General features: G+C 72.4%; 16 protein-coding genes. 8 read left to right on the plus strand and 8 right to left on the minus strand.

Annotation, left to right across the window (positions count from 1 at the left end; genetic code table 11):
• Positions 1–203: 203 nt before the first annotated feature.
• Complete coding sequence (locus AB0G63_RS00005; RefSeq protein WP_360741640.1) at positions 204–1,847, minus strand: DUF3152 domain-containing protein; 1,644 nt, start codon at positions 1,845–1,847, stop codon at positions 204–206.
• An 8-nt stretch (positions 1,848–1,855) separates the two neighbouring features.
• Positions 1,856–2,998 (minus strand): alpha/beta hydrolase, encoded by a 1,143-nt coding sequence (locus AB0G63_RS00010; RefSeq protein WP_360741643.1) that lies wholly within the window; start codon positions 2,996–2,998, stop codon positions 1,856–1,858.
• 214 nt (positions 2,999–3,212) lie between these two features.
• Here AB0G63_RS00010 and AB0G63_RS00015 point away from each other — a divergent pair, with 214 nt between their 5' ends.
• From AB0G63_RS00015 to AB0G63_RS00030, 4 genes are all read left to right on the plus strand, one after another.
• On the plus strand, positions 3,213–3,437 hold the full coding sequence (locus AB0G63_RS00015; protein ID WP_360741646.1) for a hypothetical protein: 225 nt from the start codon (positions 3,213–3,215) through the stop codon (positions 3,435–3,437).
• Positions 3,438–3,782: 345 nt separating this feature from the next.
• Positions 3,783–4,427, plus strand: a complete 645-nt coding sequence (locus AB0G63_RS00020; protein ID WP_324787545.1) for a TetR/AcrR family transcriptional regulator — start codon at positions 3,783–3,785, stop codon at positions 4,425–4,427.
• A 136-nt stretch (positions 4,428–4,563) separates the two neighbouring features.
• Positions 4,564–4,791 carry a DUF3107 domain-containing protein gene (locus tag AB0G63_RS00025; protein WP_324787544.1) on the plus strand — a complete coding sequence of 76 codons (228 nt, stop codon included), beginning with the start codon at positions 4,564–4,566 and terminating at the stop codon, positions 4,789–4,791.
• A 204-nt stretch (positions 4,792–4,995) separates the two neighbouring features.
• Positions 4,996–5,265, plus strand: coding sequence for a hypothetical protein (locus tag AB0G63_RS00030; protein WP_360741651.1), 270 nt, complete (start codon positions 4,996–4,998; stop codon positions 5,263–5,265).
• A gap of 217 nt (positions 5,266–5,482) precedes the next feature.
• On the opposite strand, the gene AB0G63_RS00035 is transcribed toward AB0G63_RS00030, so the two are convergent.
• Positions 5,483–6,238 carry a ferritin-like fold-containing protein gene (locus AB0G63_RS00035; RefSeq protein ID WP_351888813.1) on the minus strand — a complete coding sequence of 252 codons (756 nt, stop codon included), beginning with the start codon at positions 6,236–6,238 and terminating at the stop codon, positions 5,483–5,485.
• A gap of 485 nt (positions 6,239–6,723) precedes the next feature.
• Between AB0G63_RS00035 and AB0G63_RS00040 the strand changes: the two genes are divergently transcribed.
• Together AB0G63_RS00040 and AB0G63_RS00045 are read left to right on the plus strand one after the other, a co-directional pair.
• Positions 6,724–9,453: a DEAD/DEAH box helicase gene (locus AB0G63_RS00040; protein WP_360741654.1), complete on the plus strand. Its 2,730-nt coding sequence runs from the start codon at positions 6,724–6,726 to the stop codon at positions 9,451–9,453.
• A 279-nt stretch (positions 9,454–9,732) separates the two neighbouring features.
• Positions 9,733–10,665, plus strand: a complete 933-nt coding sequence (locus AB0G63_RS00045; protein WP_360741657.1) for an alpha/beta hydrolase — start codon at positions 9,733–9,735, stop codon at positions 10,663–10,665.
• A gap of 47 nt (positions 10,666–10,712) precedes the next feature.
• Here the strand turns inward: AB0G63_RS00045 and AB0G63_RS00050 are convergent, their stop codons facing one another.
• Entirely contained in the window at positions 10,713–11,606 is an 894-nt protein-coding gene (locus tag AB0G63_RS00050) for an NYN domain-containing protein (protein WP_360741660.1), read from the minus strand.
• A gap of 237 nt (positions 11,607–11,843) precedes the next feature.
• Between AB0G63_RS00050 and AB0G63_RS00055 the strand changes: the two genes are divergently transcribed.
• Positions 11,844–11,996, plus strand: coding sequence for a hypothetical protein (locus tag AB0G63_RS00055; protein ID WP_093906763.1), 153 nt, complete (start codon positions 11,844–11,846; stop codon positions 11,994–11,996).
• 106 nt (positions 11,997–12,102) lie between these two features.
• On the opposite strand, the gene AB0G63_RS00060 is transcribed toward AB0G63_RS00055, so the two are convergent.
• The 3 genes from AB0G63_RS00060 to AB0G63_RS00070 form a co-directional block, all read right to left on the minus strand.
• Positions 12,103–12,708, minus strand: a complete 606-nt coding sequence (locus AB0G63_RS00060; RefSeq protein WP_324787539.1) for a MarC family protein — start codon at positions 12,706–12,708, stop codon at positions 12,103–12,105.
• A gap of 86 nt (positions 12,709–12,794) precedes the next feature.
• Entirely contained in the window at positions 12,795–13,652 is an 858-nt protein-coding gene (locus AB0G63_RS00065; protein ID WP_360742344.1) for a PHP domain-containing protein, read from the minus strand.
• 185 nt (positions 13,653–13,837) lie between these two features.
• A complete protein-coding gene (locus AB0G63_RS00070) occupies positions 13,838–14,479 on the minus strand; it encodes a DUF6758 family protein (protein WP_360741665.1) in 642 nt (213 codons plus the stop codon).
• A gap of 157 nt (positions 14,480–14,636) precedes the next feature.
• Here AB0G63_RS00070 and AB0G63_RS00075 point away from each other — a divergent pair, with 157 nt between their 5' ends.
• A complete protein-coding gene (locus tag AB0G63_RS00075) occupies positions 14,637–15,884 on the plus strand; it encodes an MFS transporter (protein WP_360741668.1) in 1,248 nt (415 codons plus the stop codon).
• 26 nt (positions 15,885–15,910) lie between these two features.
• Here the strand turns inward: AB0G63_RS00075 and AB0G63_RS00080 are convergent, their stop codons facing one another.
• Positions 15,911–16,495, minus strand: coding sequence for a suppressor of fused domain protein (locus AB0G63_RS00080; protein WP_360741671.1), 585 nt, complete (start codon positions 16,493–16,495; stop codon positions 15,911–15,913).
• Positions 16,496–16,950: the final 455 nt, after the last annotated feature.

A 16,950-nucleotide genomic window follows, 5' to 3' on the forward strand; every position in this document is an offset into this window, starting at 1 on the left:
GTGTCCGTCGGCGGGTGGCTTGTGTTTTTCATGTTTTCGTCTGTGGGGTGGGGGGGGCCGGGGGCGGGCCCCCCCCCCCCACCAAAAGGGGTGAACGGTCGTAACTTTCCCGTGCAAGTCGCGTTCGATCGCGCTAGCAGATGTGCAGTCACGTTTCGCCGGGCAGCGGCCGGGTCATGCCGCGCCACCAGCCGACCGGGCTGTCAACTGCCGGGGTAGGCCCAGGGGTTGGGCAGGCAATGGACGCCGTTGTGGTCGAGGAACTTGGTCTGCTGCTGCATGACCGGCGCGAGCTCGCCGTCCTTGTCGCAGGTCACGTGGCTGTAGCCGAGCCGGTGGCCGACCTCGTGGTTGATCAGCATCTGCCGGTAGGCGTGGATCTGATCGCCGTACGTCTTCGAGCCCTGCGCCCACCGGTAGGCGTTGATCATGATGCGTTCGGTGGCGGCCGAGTCGCAGGAGACGTTGTCCTGGGTGGTGTCCAGACCGGACTTGGCGCACCACGCGGCGGTGGTGCCGGGGCTGGCGAGGGTGATCACGAAGTCCGGCTCGCCGGAGTGGACGCGCTCGAAGGTGCGGGCGCCGCCGTGCGCCCAGCTGCGGTCGTCGTTGAGGGTCTTCTGCACCGCCTGGGCGAAGAGTTCGCCGTCGAGCCCGAGCCCCTGCTCGACGTCGACCCGGTAGGTGTACTTACGCCCCTTGCCCGGCGCCTTGGCGGAGCCGGGGACCGCGTCGAACTTCCCCGAGCCCTTGAGCGTGGCGCTGAGGGGGTACTTCCGCGCCATCGCCTGCTCGTAGGTCAGCGTCACCGGTCCGGGTGCCGCCGAGGGCGTCGTCCGCCCTTCCCCGCGTGATGCCGGGCCCCGGAGGTCCCGGGCCGGACCGGCGGCCGACTGCTGCCGCGCGGAGCCGTCGTCCTGTCCGTCGGCGACCTGACCGGCGACGACGACGGCCAGCACGGTGGTGACGGCGGCCGCCGCGATGCCGGTGAACGTGCGCCCCTTGGTGCCCTTGGTATGCGCGGGCACGCCGGTCGGCGGCGCGTCGTCGTCGGCGTCGGTCTCGGAGGAGACGCCGACGCCGGTGCGCGGGTCCCAGCCGGTGACGGACGCGGAGGTGCGGGCGCGGGGCGCGAAGACGTCGTCGTCCTCGTCGAAGGCGTCGAGGTAGTCCTGGCGCGGACCGGCCTGCGCGGCCCGCCGCTGGCGGGGCAGGACGGCGCCGGGCGCCGCGGCCACGCCGTGACCGCCGACGGTGGGTCCTCTCAACTCGCCCCAGCCGCCCCCGGCTTCACGCTGCTCGGGGTGGCCGCCGCGCACCTGTGGAACGCCATGGGCGGGAGTGCCGTCGGGCACCCGGGGAACACCACGCGCGGGCGTCCCGTCCACCGGCACCCTCGGGAACCCATGAGCAGGCGTCCCGTCCATCGGCACCCTCGGGAACCCATGAGCAGGCGTCCCGTCCATCGGCACCCTCGGCACCCTCGGAAACCCATGAGCGGGCGTCCCGTCCGGCATCCGCGGCACCCCACCGGCAGGCGTCCCGCCCGTCGGCGGCAGCGGTGCGCCCTGCTGTCCGTACGCCAGTCCGTAAGGCTGCCCGTGCGGTTGTGCGTACAGCGGTCCGGGCATCCGGTGACCGGCCGGGCCCTGTTGCTGCGGCCGGCCGTCCTGCCGGACGCCGGGCACGGCACCGGCCCCTGGCCCGTCCTGCCGCTCAGCGCCCTGCCGCGCGGCATCCCGGCGCACGTCGGCCCGCGCCTGCGGAGCCGCGGACCGGCCGTCCTGTCCTGCAGTTGTGGCCGCGGCCCCGCCCTTGGCGGCACCGCGACGGCTGTGGCGTCCCACGTCGCCCCTCAGCCCCCCGCGCTCTCGGCGAGGACGTCACCGTTGCCCACGACGGAGCCCGCACCACGGGCGGCGGTCCCGCCCCCGGTACCGGCTCTCCCCCCGGTGTCCGTCCCGGCGCCGTTGTCGGCGCTGCCCCCAGTATCCACCCTCGCCACACTGCCATCCTTGGCCCCACCCCGCAGGGCGACGCCCGACTCCCCTTTTTCCACGAGGAGTTCGGTGAACGCGCGGGCCACCGTCTCCGGGTACTCCATCATCGCCACGTGCCCCGCGTCCGGCAGGGCGAGCAGGCGGGAGTCGCGGAAGGCACGGGCCGCCCGGCGGGCCATGCGGAAGCCGACGAGCTGGTCCCGGCCGCCGTAGACGAGCAGGGTCGGGGCGAGGACCCGCTCGGCCTGGCGCCACAGCCCGTGCTGCCCGCCCAGTGTGTAGGCGTTGACGATCCCGCGCGTGGTGCGCGCCATCGCGTCCCAGAAGTACGGCAGTTGCAGCCGCCGCTCCATCTCCTCGACGGCGTGACGGAACCCTTCCGGCGTCACCCGCCCCGGGTCTCCGTAGCACAGCCCGACGACGCCGCGGACCCGCTGCTCCGCCGTCCACTCGCGGGTCAACCGCGTGAAGAGCGCGGCCACTCCGGGCACCGCCAGCATTCCCGTGGGCACGGCGGTGCGCTGGACGCGGATCTCCGGCAGCGCCGGCGAGACGAGCGTGAGCGTCCGGACGAGGTCGGGCCGCAGCGCGGCGACCCGGGTGGTGACGGCGCCGCCGAGGGAGTTGCCGAAGACGTGCACGGGCCCGCGTCCGGAGGCGTCGAGGTAGCGGATCACCGCGCGCGCGTGCCCGGTGACCGAGTAGTCGCCGTCGTCCGGCGGGGGCGAGTCGCCGAAGCCGGGCAGGTCGACGGCCTCGCCGTCGACGACCCCGTCCAACTCCTGCATCAGCGCGGACCAGTTCTGGGAGGATCCGCCGAGTCCGTGGACGTACAGCGCGGGCGGCAGGCCCTCGCGGGCGGGCGGGCGCGAACGCACCGTGAGCGTGATCCCCGCCAGCCCGACCGACCTGAGCCGCTCGCCCTCGGCGACCCTGACGGGCGTCACCTTCGGGAGCACATTGGTCGCCGGTACGGACGGCAGCTCGGTCGAAGACATGCGGCAATGTTACGAGACGATCACGTAGCGGCTCACGTGTTCGCCGTCACAGATCCCCGGGACTTCACGGGGTACGCGTCGAGTGACGTTCCGGACGCGGATCGCATAGCGTCCGGACCGGGTGTCTCCTAGGCTCGTGCAGAGGGCACCCGTGAGTGACCCCTGCTTCTCGGAGCGAGGTTCGCAGGAGTGGGACGTAGGAAGGGAGCCCATCATGGCCGTTGACCCCACCGATCCCGAGACGTTCCAGGACGAGGAGACTGAGAAGGCGCCGGAGTTCGACGTCGAAGCCCCCGAGAACGACGCGGCGGAACAGCTGGCCGACCTGGCGCCGGACCGCGACGAACCCCTCGAGGACGTGGACCCGGCCCGGGCGAACGAGGCCGACCTGGTGGAGCAGCGTCGCGTCGTCTCCCTGGACGAGGACGACTACCGCTGACGGAACCCGCTACCGGGGACCCGGCCGCACGGCGTCGACAAGCCGGGAAGCCGGGAAGCCGGGAAGCCGAGAAGCCGAGTATGTAGAGAACGAGAAAGAATGCAGAGAACGGGAAACGGAGAAGGGGTGTACGCCGCCGGCGAGGTGCGCGGGGGCGCACAGAAGCGCCGCTGAGCTGGCAAGAGGCACGCGGCTGCCCGCTCTGCCCCGCCTTGAAACCTTCTGCGAGGCTTTCGCCGCTGTCCGGTCCGTGAAATTCTGCGCTCGCACCGCGCACACCGGGGTTACCGAAAAGTACGATGGCCACGCGGCGCACACCGCATGTGGACGATTTTGGGAGGCGGCGTGACAGCCATCGAGCAAACAGAGGCGGCACGCCCGCGAGGCACGCGCCTGCCGCGCCGTGCCCGCCGGAACCAGTTGCTGGGCGCCGCCCAGGAAGTTTTCGTGGCGCAGGGCTACCACGCGGCCGCGATGGACGACATCGCCGAGCGCGCCGGCGTCAGCAAGCCGGTGCTCTACCAGCACTTCCCGGGCAAGCTCGACCTCTACCTGGCGCTGCTGGACCAGCACTGCGAGTCCCTGATCCAGTCCGTGCGCAGCGCGCTGGCGTCGACGACCGACAACAAGCAGCGCGTCCGGGCGACCATGGACGCCTATTTCGCGTACGTCGAGGACGACGGCGGCGCCTTCCGTCTGGTCTTCGAGTCGGACCTGACGAACGAGCCCGCGGTACGCGAGCGTGTCGACAAGGTCACGAACGACTGCGCCGAGGCGATCTGCGACGTCATCGCCGAGGACACGGGCCTCTCGCGTGCCGAGTCGATGCTGCTCGCCTCCGGGCTCGGCGGCCTCGCCCAGGTCGTGGCCCGCTCCTGGCTGCACAGCGACCGCAGCGTCCCGCGCGACCAGGCGGTCCAGCTGCTGACGTCCCTGGCCTGGCGGGGCATCGCCGGCTTCCCGCTGCACGGAACCGACCAGCAGCACTGAGGTCGCCCTTTGTTCCCGCCCGCTGTTCGCTCCTGGCGTTCTCGGGCGGAGCGTGCGCGTCCCCTCGCCGGGCTAATGTGTGCTGGGTACGGCGCGGAAGGTCGCGCACTTCACTGACCGTCGGAGGGACATAGCCGTGGAGGTCAAGATCGGCGTGCAGCACGCGCCCCGCGAGATCGTTCTGGAGAGCGGTCAGAGTGCCGAGGAGGTCGAGCGGATCGTGGCCGAGGCACTGGCCGGGAAGTCACAGCTGCTGACCCTCGTGGACGAGCACGGCCGCAAGGTGCTGGTCCCTGCCGACCGCCTCGCCTACGTCGAGCTCGGCGAGCCGGCCCCGCGCAAGGTGGGCTTCGGCGCCCTGTAAGCGCACGCGGACCGAGGGGGCCCGGCGACCGATGGGATGCAGCATCCCGATGGTCCCCGGGCCCCTTCCGCCTTCCGCCTTCCGCCTCCGGCCCCCACGGATGGAGCACAAGTCCGCCACAGGGGTGGATTGCATTCCGCAGGTCACGGGTATGACGGGCTACGACCGCGACGCGCAGGCCGGCCCTGTGGGAGGGACTCCGTGATGATCTTGGAAGCAGTCGGCTCCGCCGTGCTCGGTCTCGCGTTGGCGTGGGGGGCGATCCACCGGCTGTCCCACCGTCTGCCGGCCCGCGCGCTGGTCCTGGCGACGGGTGTCGCCGGGGCCCTGTTCGGCGCCTTCGTCACGCACAGCGCGCTGGACCCCGGCAGCCTCCCGCTGATCCTGATCGGCGCCGCGATCGTCTCCACGGCCTCGCTGTCGCTGCTGCTGCGCCCGGCGGGCAGACTCCGCCGGCGCTCGGCGCCGGCGTGACCTCGGACGAGAAGACGACCACGGGCGGGAAGACCACCGGGACCCGGAAAAGGAAGGCCAAGCGGGTCGGGCGAGCTCGACTGCGGTGAGGCACCGCCCTGAGGTGAGGGGGCGCGGGGAACTGCGCGACCAGCCACGACGGCGCCGCGGCCCGCCCACGGCACGACACGGCGCAAGGCGGCGCAACGCGGCGCAAGGCGGACGTCCGGCGGAGCGCTCAGGCGGCGAGCCCCAGAGCCGCCATCCGCTTCGTGTGCGCCTCGGTGATCCGGGAGAACATCTTGCCGACCTCGGCGAGGTCGAAGCCGTCCGCGACACCGCCGACGAGCATCGTCGACAGCGCGTCCCGGTCGGCCACCACCCTCTGCGACTGCGACAGCGCCTCGCCCATCAGACGCCGCGCCCACAGCGCGAGCCGGCCGCCCACGCGCGGGTCCGCGTCGATCGCGGCGCGCACCTTCTCGACGGCGAAGCTCGCGTGCCCGGTGTCGTCGAGGACGGCCAGCACCAGCCCCCGGGTGTCCGAGTCGAGCCGGGCCGCCACCTCGCGGTAGAAGTCGCTGGCGATCGAGTCGCCGACGTACGCCTTGACCAGGCCCTCCAGCCAGTCCGAGGGGGCCGTCTGCCGGTGGAAGCCGTCGAGCGCGGCGACGAACGGCTCCATCGCGCGGGTCGGCTCCTCGCCGATCTCGGTCAGCCGGTTGCGCAGCCGCTCGAAGTGCTGGAACTCGGCCGACGCCATCTTCGCCAGCTCCGCCTTGTCCTCCAGCGTCGGCGCCAGCTTGGCGTCCTCCGCGAGACGCTCGAACGCCGCGAGTTCGCCGTACGCGAGGGCACCGAGCAGGTCGACGACCGCGGCGCGGTACTGCGGGTCGGCGGAGGCCTTCGCCCAGTCCTGGGCGGCGACTCCGGTGGTTCCGGCCGAGGCTTCGGAGGCGTTGTCAGGCTTGTCAGAGGTCGTCATGAAGCGCACAATAGCTCGCTTGCGGCACGACGGAAGGTCATGGCCGACCCCTGTGACGACGACCGCGTGACCAAATCGGCCATCGCATGTGCGGGATTCCGGGGTATGGTGGTAATGCGCCTGCTGAGTACGCACCTCTGAGGAGTTTGCTTCGCTCGACGGGCCGCACGTTTGAGGATGCCCGGTCGGTGGCCCGATCGGCTCCGACCCGACAGCCCTCCCTGGCCGTACGACAAGTGCGTACGACGACCGGAGGGACACCCTCAGCGGTACGAGCGCTAGAGCGTCGGCAGTGGTCCCGTGCCCTACGGCCAAGCCCGTAAGGCAGCCGACGTCCCCGGCACGGTCCGTCAAAGACCCCCGCGCTCGCCTCGCACCGCCCACACAGAAGAGGCAGCACCCTGACTACGACGTTCAGAGATCTCGGAATCCTTCCCGAGACGGCCGAGGCCCTGGAAGCCGTCGGCATCAACACCCCCTTCCCCATCCAGGAGATGACCCTCCCCGTCGCCCTCTCCGGCACGGACGTCATCGGCCAGGCCAAGACCGGCACCGGCAAGACGCTGGGCTTCGGCCTCCCGCTCCTCGAGCGCGTCACCGTCCCCGCCGACGTGGAGGCCGGCCGTGCGCGGCCGGAGGCGCTGACCGACGCCCCGCAGGCCCTCGTCGTCGTCCCGACGCGCGAGCTGTGCACGCAGGTCACCAACGACCTGCTGACCGCGGGCAAGGTGCGCAACGTGCGCGTTCTCGCGATCTACGGCGGCCGGGCCTACGAGCCCCAGGTCGAGGCCCTCAAGAAGGGCATCGACGTGGTCGTCGGCACCCCGGGCCGCCTGCTCGACCTCGCGGGCCAGAAGAAGCTCGACCTCAAGCACGTCCGGTGCCTGGTCCTGGACGAGGCCGACGAGATGCTCGACCTGGGCTTCCTGCCCGACGTCGAGAAGATCATCAACCTGCTGCCGGCCAAGCGCCAGACCATGCTGTTCTCGGCCACCATGCCGGGCGCGGTCATCGGTCTCGCCCGCCGCTACATGTCGCAGCCCACGCACATCCGTGCCACCGCGCCGGACGACGAGGGCGTGACGGTCGCGAACATCGCGCAGCACGTGTACCGGGCGCACAACATGGACAAGCCCGAGATGGTCGCGCGCATACTGCAGGCGGAGGGCCGGGGCCTGGTCATGGTCTTCTGCCGTACCAAGCGCACGGCGGCCGACCTCGCCGACCAGCTCAAGCAGCGCGGTTTCGCCTCCGGCGCGGTCCACGGCGACCTCGGCCAGGGCGCCCGTGAGCAGGCGCTGCGCGCCTTCCGCAACGGCAAGGTGGACGTCCTCGTCTGCACCGACGTGGCCGCGCGCGGCATCGACGTCGAGGGCGTGACGCACGTCATCAACTACCAGTCGCCGGAGGACGAGAAGACGTACCTCCACCGCATCGGCCGCACCGGCCGCGCGGGCAACAAGGGCATCGCCGTCACCCTGGTCGACTGGGACGACATCCCGCGCTGGCAGCTGATCAACAAGGCGCTGGAGCTGGACTTCGCCGACCCGCCGGAGACCTACTCCACTTCGCCGCACCTGTTCGCCGACCTCGACATCCCCGAGGGCACGAAGGGCGTCCTGCCGCGCTCGGAGCGCACCCGCGCCGGGCTCGACGCGGAGGAACTGGAGGACCTCGGCGAGACCGGCGGTCGCGGCGCACGCGGACGCGGCGGCCGAGGAGACCGGGGCGACCGGGGCGACCGAGGCGAGTCCCGGTCCGCCGAGCGTGAGCGCCCGGCCCGCACACCGCGTCGCCGCCGCCGTACGCGCGGCGGGGCGCTGCTGGACGGCACGGCCGCTCCGGAGACCACCCCTGCCGAAACCACTTCTGCCGGGACCGCCTCGGCCGGGACCGCCCCGGCCGGGACCGAGGAGACCGGCGCCACCCGTACGCCGCGTCGCCGTCGCCGTACCCGCGGCGGGTCCTCGACGCAGTCGGCGCCGGCCACGGCGACGGCGGTCGAGCCCAGCGCGCCCGAGGCGGCGGAGGCCGCCGTGACGACGGCCGAGAGCGCCGCCGTGGACGCCCTCGAGAGCGCTGCGAAGCCACGCCGCCGCCGTACCCGCCGGTCCGCCGAGCCGACCGCCGGGACGACCGCCGGGACGCCCGTCGACACGGCTCCGGCCGTGGCCGCCGAGGCGCCGGAGACGCCGGTCGTCGTGGAAGCGCCGGTGACGCCGGTCGTCGCGGAGCCGGAGGCTCCCGCCGCCGCGCCGCGCCGCCGCACCCGCAAGACCGCGGCCGCCGCCGAGACCGCGGTAGACACGGCCGAGGCAACCACCGAGGCCGCCCCGGAGGCGCAGGAGCCCGCGCCGCGCCGCCGCACCCGCAAGACCGCGGCCGCCGCGGAGACCGCGGTGGACACGGCCGAGGCGACCGCCGAGGCCAAGCCGCGCCGCACCCGCAAGGCCGCCGCGAACGCCGAAACCGTGGTCGACACGGCCGAGGCCGCCGAGGCCAAGCCGCGCCGTCGGACCCGCAAGGCCGCCGAGGCGGCCGAGGTTGCCGAGGTTGCCGAGATCCCGGCGCAGGTCACCGAGGAGCCGGCGGTCGCGCCGCGTCGTACGCGGAAGGCGACCGCCGTGGTCGACGCGGCGGAGGGCGCGGAGACCAAGCCGCGCCGCACCCGAAAGACGGCGTCCGCCCCGGAAACCACCGAGGCCACCGAAGCCGCCACCACCGAGGCCAAGCCCCGCCGCACCCGCAAGACCGCGGCCACCGCCGAAACCGCGCTCGACACCGCCGAAGCCGCCGAGGCCAAGCCGCGTCGTACGCGGAAGGCGACCGCGGCGGTCGACACGGCGGAGGGCACGGAGACCAAGCCGCGCCGCACCCGGAAGACGGCAGCCGCCCCGGAAACCACCGAGGCCACCAAAGCCGCCACCACCGAGGCCAAGCCCCGCCGCACCCGCAAGACCGCCGCGAACGCCGAAACCGCAGTCGACACCGCCGAAGCCGCCGAGGCCAAGCCGCGTCGTACGCGGAAGGCCGCCGAGCCCGCCGCGACCGTGGCCGGCATCCCGGCGCAGGCCGCCGGGGAGCCGGAGGCGAAGCCGGCGGTCCGCCGGACCCGCAAGGCCGCGGCGACCGCCGAGGCGGCGGGCGTGGACGCGGCCGAGGCCAAGCCGAGGGTGCGTCGCACGCGCAAGGCCGCGGCCACCCCGGAGGCCGCGGAGAGCTGACCGCTCACGAGCGCGACGGCCCGGCCCCACGTCAGGTGGGACCGGGCCGTCGGCCGTCTCTCCGCCCCGCCGCCCGCACCCCGCACCCCGCACCCCGCTCCCCGCACCCCGCACCCCGCACCCCGCACCCGAGACCGTCCGGACCCGGACCCGCGCGGTGTCCCGGCACTGCCGCCAGTGCGGCAGGTCGGCGGGCAGGCCGCGCCGGCTCCTCCGCCTCCTCCGCCTCCACGGACGGCTCTCCGCCTCCCGGCGCTCGTGCCCGGTAGCCTCAAGCGCATGAGCAGGCCACCGACCTTCACCCCGCCCCCCGGCGCCCGCGCGTACTCGCTGCGCACCGCCCGCGGGGAGTTCGCCGTCGTGGACGCGCCCGCGGCGGACGGTGTCCCGCACCAGGGCACCGCGCTGCTGCTGCCCGGCTTCACCGGCAGCAAGGAGGACTTCAACCCGCTGCACGTTCCCCTGGCGGCCCGCGGCTACCGGACCGTCGCCGTGGACGGGCGGGGCCAGTTCGAGTCCGGCGGCCCGGAACTGGACGAGTCCGCCTACGCGCAGGAGGAGCTGGCGCGGGACGTGCTCGCGCAGGCGGAGGCCGTCGGCACCCCGCTGCACCTCGTCGGGCACTCCCTGGGCGGGCAGATCGCCCGGGCGGCGGTACTGCTGGACCGCTCCCCCTTCCTCTCGCTCACCCTCATGTCCTCCGGTCCGGCCCACATCTCCCCTTCCCAGCAGCAGCGCGTGAAGCTGCTCCGGGACGCCCTCTCGGTGATGACCATGGCCGAGGTGTGGGAGGCGATGCAGGCCATGGAGCCGCCCGAGGAGACCGACACCGGGGGACTGGACTCCGGGCTGGACGACCAGGAGGACCTGCGCCGCCGCTGGCTGGGCACCAAGCCCGCGCAGCTGCTGTGCACCGGACGCCAGCTGTGCGTCGAGCCGGACCGCGTGGCGGAGCTGGCCGCCGTGCCGTTGCCGTTCCACGTGCTGTCGGGCGCCCGCGACGACACCTGGCCGGTGCCGCTGCTCGACGAGATGGCGCTGCGGCTGCGGGCCCGCCGGACCGTGATCCAGGGCGCCGAGCACTCCCCCAACACCGACAGGCCCCTGGAGACGGCCCGCGCCTTCGCGGACTTCTGGGACGATCCGGCACAGGGCGGCTCACAGGGCGGCCCACAGGCCATCCGGGGCAACGAGACCGCGGAAGGCTCCTAGTACGGCGCCCGCCAGGGTCTCCTGACACGGCGCCCGAACGGGTGCTCCTAGTACAGCGCCCGCAGGTGCTCCCAGAAGCCGTCGCGCAGTGCGCGGCGCAGGTCCGCCTGGCCGCGCAGGGAGTACTGAAGCAGCCCCTCCGCCTCCACCAGCAGGTCCTGGTCCACGGAACCGGGAAGGTAGGGGTGGCCGGGCAGCAGTTCCACGAGCGACTCGCGGCCGCGTGCGGCGAGCCACTTCGCCGCGATCTGCGCGCCCACGAAGCGCACGTCCTCGCGGGTCGGCCGGGCCGCCGTGCTCTCGTAGGCGGGCGCCGTGCGCCGGGAGACGTAGGGCTTGAAGAAGTCGAGGTCGAAGGTGCGCTGGCTGTCGACCTCCCAGAGCAGGGGTTCTGCCTGGTTGCGGCCCTCGGGCGCCTCGATGCCCCACAGGTGGACGCGGGCCCCGTAGCCCTGGGCCGCCTCGACCGCCGACACCAGGTCCTCGTCGCCGCCGAGGAGCGCCGCGTCGCTGATGGCGCGGTGCCGGGCGAGGGACTCCAGGTCGGAGCGGATGAGTGAGTCGACGCCCTTCTGCTGGTTGTTGGCGTTGAGGTTGCCGAGGCGGACCTTCACGTCCGGCAGCTCGGCGATGCACTGCTGCTCGGAGGTGTGAATGCGGCGTCTGGCGCCGTCGTACCAGTAGACCCGCAGCAGCCGGCTGTCCGCGAAGATCGTGCGGGCGCGGTCGATGAACGCTTCGATCAGGCCCTCGGCGTCGAGGTCGAAGGCCCGGCGGTCCTCGGTGCCGGCGACCAGCCGCCCGGCGGCCGCGTACAGGTAGCCCGCGTCGACGAAGATCGCGTGGGTGGAGGGCGTCTTCGCCACCTCGGCGAGCATGCGCTGCAGCAGCTCGTTCGTGCGGTCGATGCGTGCGCTCAGCGCAGCGAGGTCGTCGTTCATCGCCTCCATTGTCCCGGCGGTCACGCTGCGAACACAACTGGTCCCGGTCAGTCTTCCGAACGAGCGACAACAGACTCTTACCGGTCAGTAATTAGCCGTTCGAAAAATTTCTTTAGCCAAGGGAATGTTTGTAACACGCAGTCCGTTGAATACGTGTGGAACAGGGGGCACCGACGCCTCGTGCGCCACCCACCAGTAGTTCTCCATCAGGAGGATGACCAGACGAAGGGAGAAGCCATGCGCTTCGAAATCATGCGACTCGACGAGGTCGACGGTACCCCCGTGGACAGCACCGTCGTGGACGCCGCCTCCGTCAACCGGATCGTTCAGCAGGCCGCCGCGATCGGACAGCGCCTGTGGATCCGCCCGGCCGAGACCACGGCCTCGTAACAGCCGCGGATCACCGCGAGAGCTTCATTGCCCCCGGACGGCACCGTGCCGTGCGGGGGCTCTGTCGTTCCGGTGAGCCCGTCACGCCAGGGATCGGCCAAGGGGGTCAGGCGGCGCCGACCACCTGGGTGACGCCGTTGATGATCTGCTGCACGGCGATCGCGGAGAGCATCATGCCCGCGAGCCGCGTCACCAGGACCACGCCGCCGTCCTTGATGACCCGGATGATCAGCAGCGAGTAGCGCATGACCAGCCACAGCACGACGTGGATGGCGAGGATCGCCGACCACACCGACACCTGCGAGGCCACGCTGCCCGCCTTCTGCACGGCGAGGATGACGGAGACGATGGCGCCGGGGCCCGCCAGCAGCGGCATGCCCAGTGGCACGAGCGCCACGTTGACGTCCTTGGTCTGCTTCGGCTCGTCCGTCTTGCCGGTGAGCAGGTCGAGCGCGATCAGCAGGAGCAGCAGCCCGCCCGCGATCATCAGCGCGGGCACGGACACGTGCAGGTAGTCGAGGATCTGGTGGCCGAGGAGCCCGAAGACGACGATCACACCGCCCGCCACGCAGACGGCCTGGAAGGCCATCCGCTTCTGCACCTTGCCGGGGCGTCCGGCGGTCAGCGCGAGGAAGATCGGGGTGATCCCGGGGGGATCCATGATGACGAAAAGGGTGAGGAAGAGGGAGCCGAAGACGGCAGTGTCGAACATGGGGGCCTTGCAGGTGAGGGAGAAGCGGTGAACAGGGGTGAGCGTGCGACAGGCCGCCGCGGTGGAAGCGCGGCGGCCGTCGGGCCTCAGGCCCCGCCGGTCCCCGGCACCGGGAAGGCGCCCGTCGCCCGCCGCGTGATCTCCCCGTACACCTCGGGGTCCGTCAGGTTCTCCCCGAGCACGCACGTCTTGCGGCTGCCGTGGTAGTCGCTGGACCCGGTCGTCAGCAGCCCCAGCTCCTTGGCGAGGCCGCGCAGCCGCGCCCGGGTGTCCGGGTCGTGGTCCATGTGGTCGACCTCGATGCCGTCGAGCCCGGCGGCGGCCATCTCGGCGATCGCTGGCTCGGGCACCGTGCGGCCGCGCTTGCCGGCGCCCGGGTGCGCGAAGACGGTGACCCCGCCCGCGGCCTTGACCAGCCGGATCGCCCGGAAGGGGTCGGTCTCGTGCTTCGGAACGTAGGCCCGGCCGCCGTCGGCCAGCCAGTCCTGGGTGAAGGCGTCGCCGACGGTCGGTACGACTCCGAGTTCGACCAGCGCGGAGGCGACGTGCGGCCGTCCGACGGAGCCGTCGCCGGCGATGCGCTCGACCTGCTCCCAGGTCACCGGCACGCCCAGCTCGTTCAGCTTGGCGACCATGCCCTTGGCACGGGGCACCCGGTCGTCGCGCACCAGCTCGCGCTCGGCCAGCAGCGCCGGCTCCTCGGGGTCGAAGAGGTAGGCCAGCATGTGCATGGAGACGCCGTCGATGCGGCAGGACAGCTCGGCGCCGGGGACGAGGGTGAGCCCCTCGGGCAGCGCGGCGATCGCCTCGGCGTGTCCGCGGGTGGTGTCGTGGTCGGTCAGCGCGACGACGCCCAGACCGGCCGCGGCGGCGTTGCGCACCAGCTCGGCCGGGGTGTCCGTACCGTCGGAGGCGGTGGAGTGGGTGTGCAGGTCGATGCGCACGACGCGGACTCCAGCGGTGACGGTACGGAAGATGACGCTCAAGGATAACCGCATTTCCGGACCGCCCTGTCACACCCGCAACCGCCGAGCGCCCCCTACAGGCAACGCACAGCCCAGTCCCAGCCCGAACCGATCGGCCCGGACCGGCCGGACCCGCCCGGCACCGGCCGGAGCCCCCTCGGCCGCTACGGCTCCAGCAGGCGCGGCGAGAGCGCCCCGCACGGCACCAGTTCCAGCTCGGCGCCCGCCTCGCGCAGGTCCGTCAGCACCAGTTCGTCGTACAGCAGCAGCCCGGACTGCTCCGGCCACAGGACCGCCCACAGCCACATCCCGAGCGCCTCGCCCGCGAAGACCGCGCGGTCGTCGGGGGTGTCGGCGACATGCCAGAGCGGGGTGGGACGGCCGCCGGCCAGAACCTTGGTCTCGGCCGGTTTCTCGACGTCCAGGTACGGTCCCGGGTCCGGGGCGTCGATGCCCGCGTACCGCGCGCCGAGGCCGACGCCGAGCTCCTCGGCGACGAGGATCAGCTCCCCCATTCCGCCGAGCGGGCCGGGACCCGAGCAGGCCACCGCGGTGGCACGGCCGCCGCTGCGGTCGTCGCCCGCGCACGCCACTCCGGTGAACAGCCAGCCGACCGGCAGGGGCCACGGCATCCACACCGGCACCTGTGTGCGGTGCACCACGACGGTCAGGGCATCGACGCTGGGCGGGACCACGGGCTGCACCGGATGCACCGGCCCGTGCACCTCGCACTGCCAGGAATCGGCGAAGAGGCCGGGAGCCCTGACCCGGCCACCACACTTCGGGCAACTGGGTTCGCCCCTCATAGAGCCCCACGGTCCTACCCCTGCCCCGCCACGTCAAGGACGATCACCCGTCCGGACGGATCCCGTTCCGGACAAAATTAGATGCATCTTGCATTAATTAGGTTCACTAACCTACTATGTGTAAATGCCAACTAATTCGACCCGGAGTGGGGGACGCATGGACCCGTTCGACGCGGGAGCGGGCGGCATCCTGCGGCAGCCGAAGGCCGTGTGGGCGACCGCCGGGGCATCCGTCGTGGCGTTCATGGGCATCGGGCTCGTCGACCCGATCCTGCCGTCCATCGCCGCCGGCCTGGACGCCACGCCGAGCCAGGTCTCCCTCCTGTTCACCTCGTACTTCCTCATCACCGCCGTGGCGATGCTGCTCACCGGTTTCGTCTCCAGCCGCATCGGCGGCCGCCGGACGCTGCTGCTCGGCCTCGCGTTCGTGGTGGTCTTCGCCGGCCTGGCGGGCACCTCGGACTCGGTCGCCGAGCTGGTCGGCTTCCGCGCGGGCTGGGGCCTGGGCAACGCCCTGTTCGTCTCCACCGCCCTCGCGGTCATCGTCGGCGCGGCGGCCGGGGGCAGCGCCGCGGCGATCCTTCTCTACGAGTCGGCGCTCGGCCTCGGCATGGCGTGCGGCCCGCTGCTGGGCGCGCTGCTCGGCGACGCGAGCTGGCGCTACCCGTTCTTCGGCACGGCCTTCCTGATGGCGGTCGGCTTCCTGTGCATCACGGCGTTCCTGGGGGAACAGCCGAAGCCGGCCCGCAGGACCTCGCTGCTGGACCCGCTCAAGGCGCTCGGCCACGGCGGGCTCGCCTCCGCCGCGGTCTCGGCGTTCTTCTACAACTACACGTTCTTCACCGTGCTGGCCTTCACCCCGTTCGTGCTGGACATGACCCCCTACCGGTCGGGGGCGGTGTTCTTCGCCTGGGGCGTGCTGCTCGCCGTCTTCTCGGTGATCGTGGCGCCGCGTCTGCAGGAGCGGTTCGGCTCACTGCGGGTGCTCGGCGGTTCGCTGGTGCTGCTCGCGGCCGACGTGCTCGTGCTCGGATACGGCGACCACGCCACGGCCGTCGTCTGCACGGTGCTGTCCGGCGCGTTCATCGGCGTGAACAACACCGTCTACACCGAGCTGGCGCTCGGCGTATCGGACGCACCGCGCCCGGTGGCGAGCGCCGGCTACAACTTCGTGCGGTGGTTCGCGGCCGCGGCGGCGCCCTACCTCGCGCCGAAGATCGAGGAGTGGACCGACCTCCACGTCCCGTTCGTGGTCGCGGCGGCCTCGGCGGTGCTGGGCGCGCTCGTGGTCCTCGTACGGCGCGACGCGCTCACTCACGACGCGGAAGAACTGGAGACGCGGCACGCCACGGAGGACGGCGTCGCCGTCTTCGCCGACCGACCGGCGCGGAACACGCGGTGGTGAGCTTGCTCACTCCACCTCATTCCACCTCACTCCAGCGGGACGGACCTCCGGGACGGATCCCTCAGGTCCGTCCCGTTCGTCAGCCAGCGCTCCTGGAGGGCCTGGGCGCCGTGCACCCGCTTCCAGGCGGCCTCGTTCGGCGTCATGGGCAGCAGGGGCAGGAACCGTACGGGGTCGAGGGGTTCGTCGAGTTCGAGGTCCTCGACCAGGCCGCCGGGCTCGGCCACCAGGACCGCGGTGAACGGCGCGCCCGGCCACAGCGGCCCACCGACGTCGAGAGAGGCCCCCGGCGCCACGACCAGGCCCTCCACCTGCGGGGACGCGGCGAGCACGGCGAGCGGGCGCAGCACCTTGTCGGTGTCGGCCACACCGGCGCGGACGGAGAGGACCAGCTCGGCGCGCGGCCCCTTGACGGGGTCGGCGACCACGGCCGAGGGGTCCGTCATCGGCTGCGCGGACATGCCGAGGGTGGCGTAGCGGACGATGTCCCCCTCGTGGAACCGGAGCACCTCGATGCGGTCCGTGCCGAGGAAGGTGACCGCGGCGCGCGCGTCCGGATCGCCCAGCGCGGTGCGCAACCGGGCCTCGACCAGAGGAAGAACATCAGCCATGCGGTGAGCATAGAACTCGTCAGGGCAGGGCAAAGCGGCGCCTTGACACTTGGGGCGACTGCTACTCTGGCCCGGTGGTTCGGGGCAGCACGCCGAAGCGTGGCTATCGGGTCCCGACGCCGATGGGATTCCCTCACGGGGGACCGGCCGGAGGAGGTGGGGCTGCGATGGACCGAAGTCGACCGTGCAGTACCACCCGCTCTTCCTGTCGTTGATGTAGCTGCTGCGCCTCCCGCCGGCTGCCGCCTCTCGCATTCGCGTCTTCATCACGGAAGAGCACTTCGTTTCGTCTTGCCTGATCTGTCTGATCTGCATCAGTAGCTGAATCAGCAGCGAAGCGCGCCACCGCGACGGTGCGGTGCTCCCCGCTTTGTGGACGTGCCAAACATCCTTCCCCTTTTCAATTCGGGGAGACGCGTTCAGGACGTCCTCATTCCGGGCAGTTCCACCCGTCG

The organism is Streptomyces sp. NPDC020996 (assembly GCF_040641355.1).
Classification (GTDB): Bacteria; Actinomycetota; Actinomycetes; order Streptomycetales; family Streptomycetaceae; genus Streptomyces.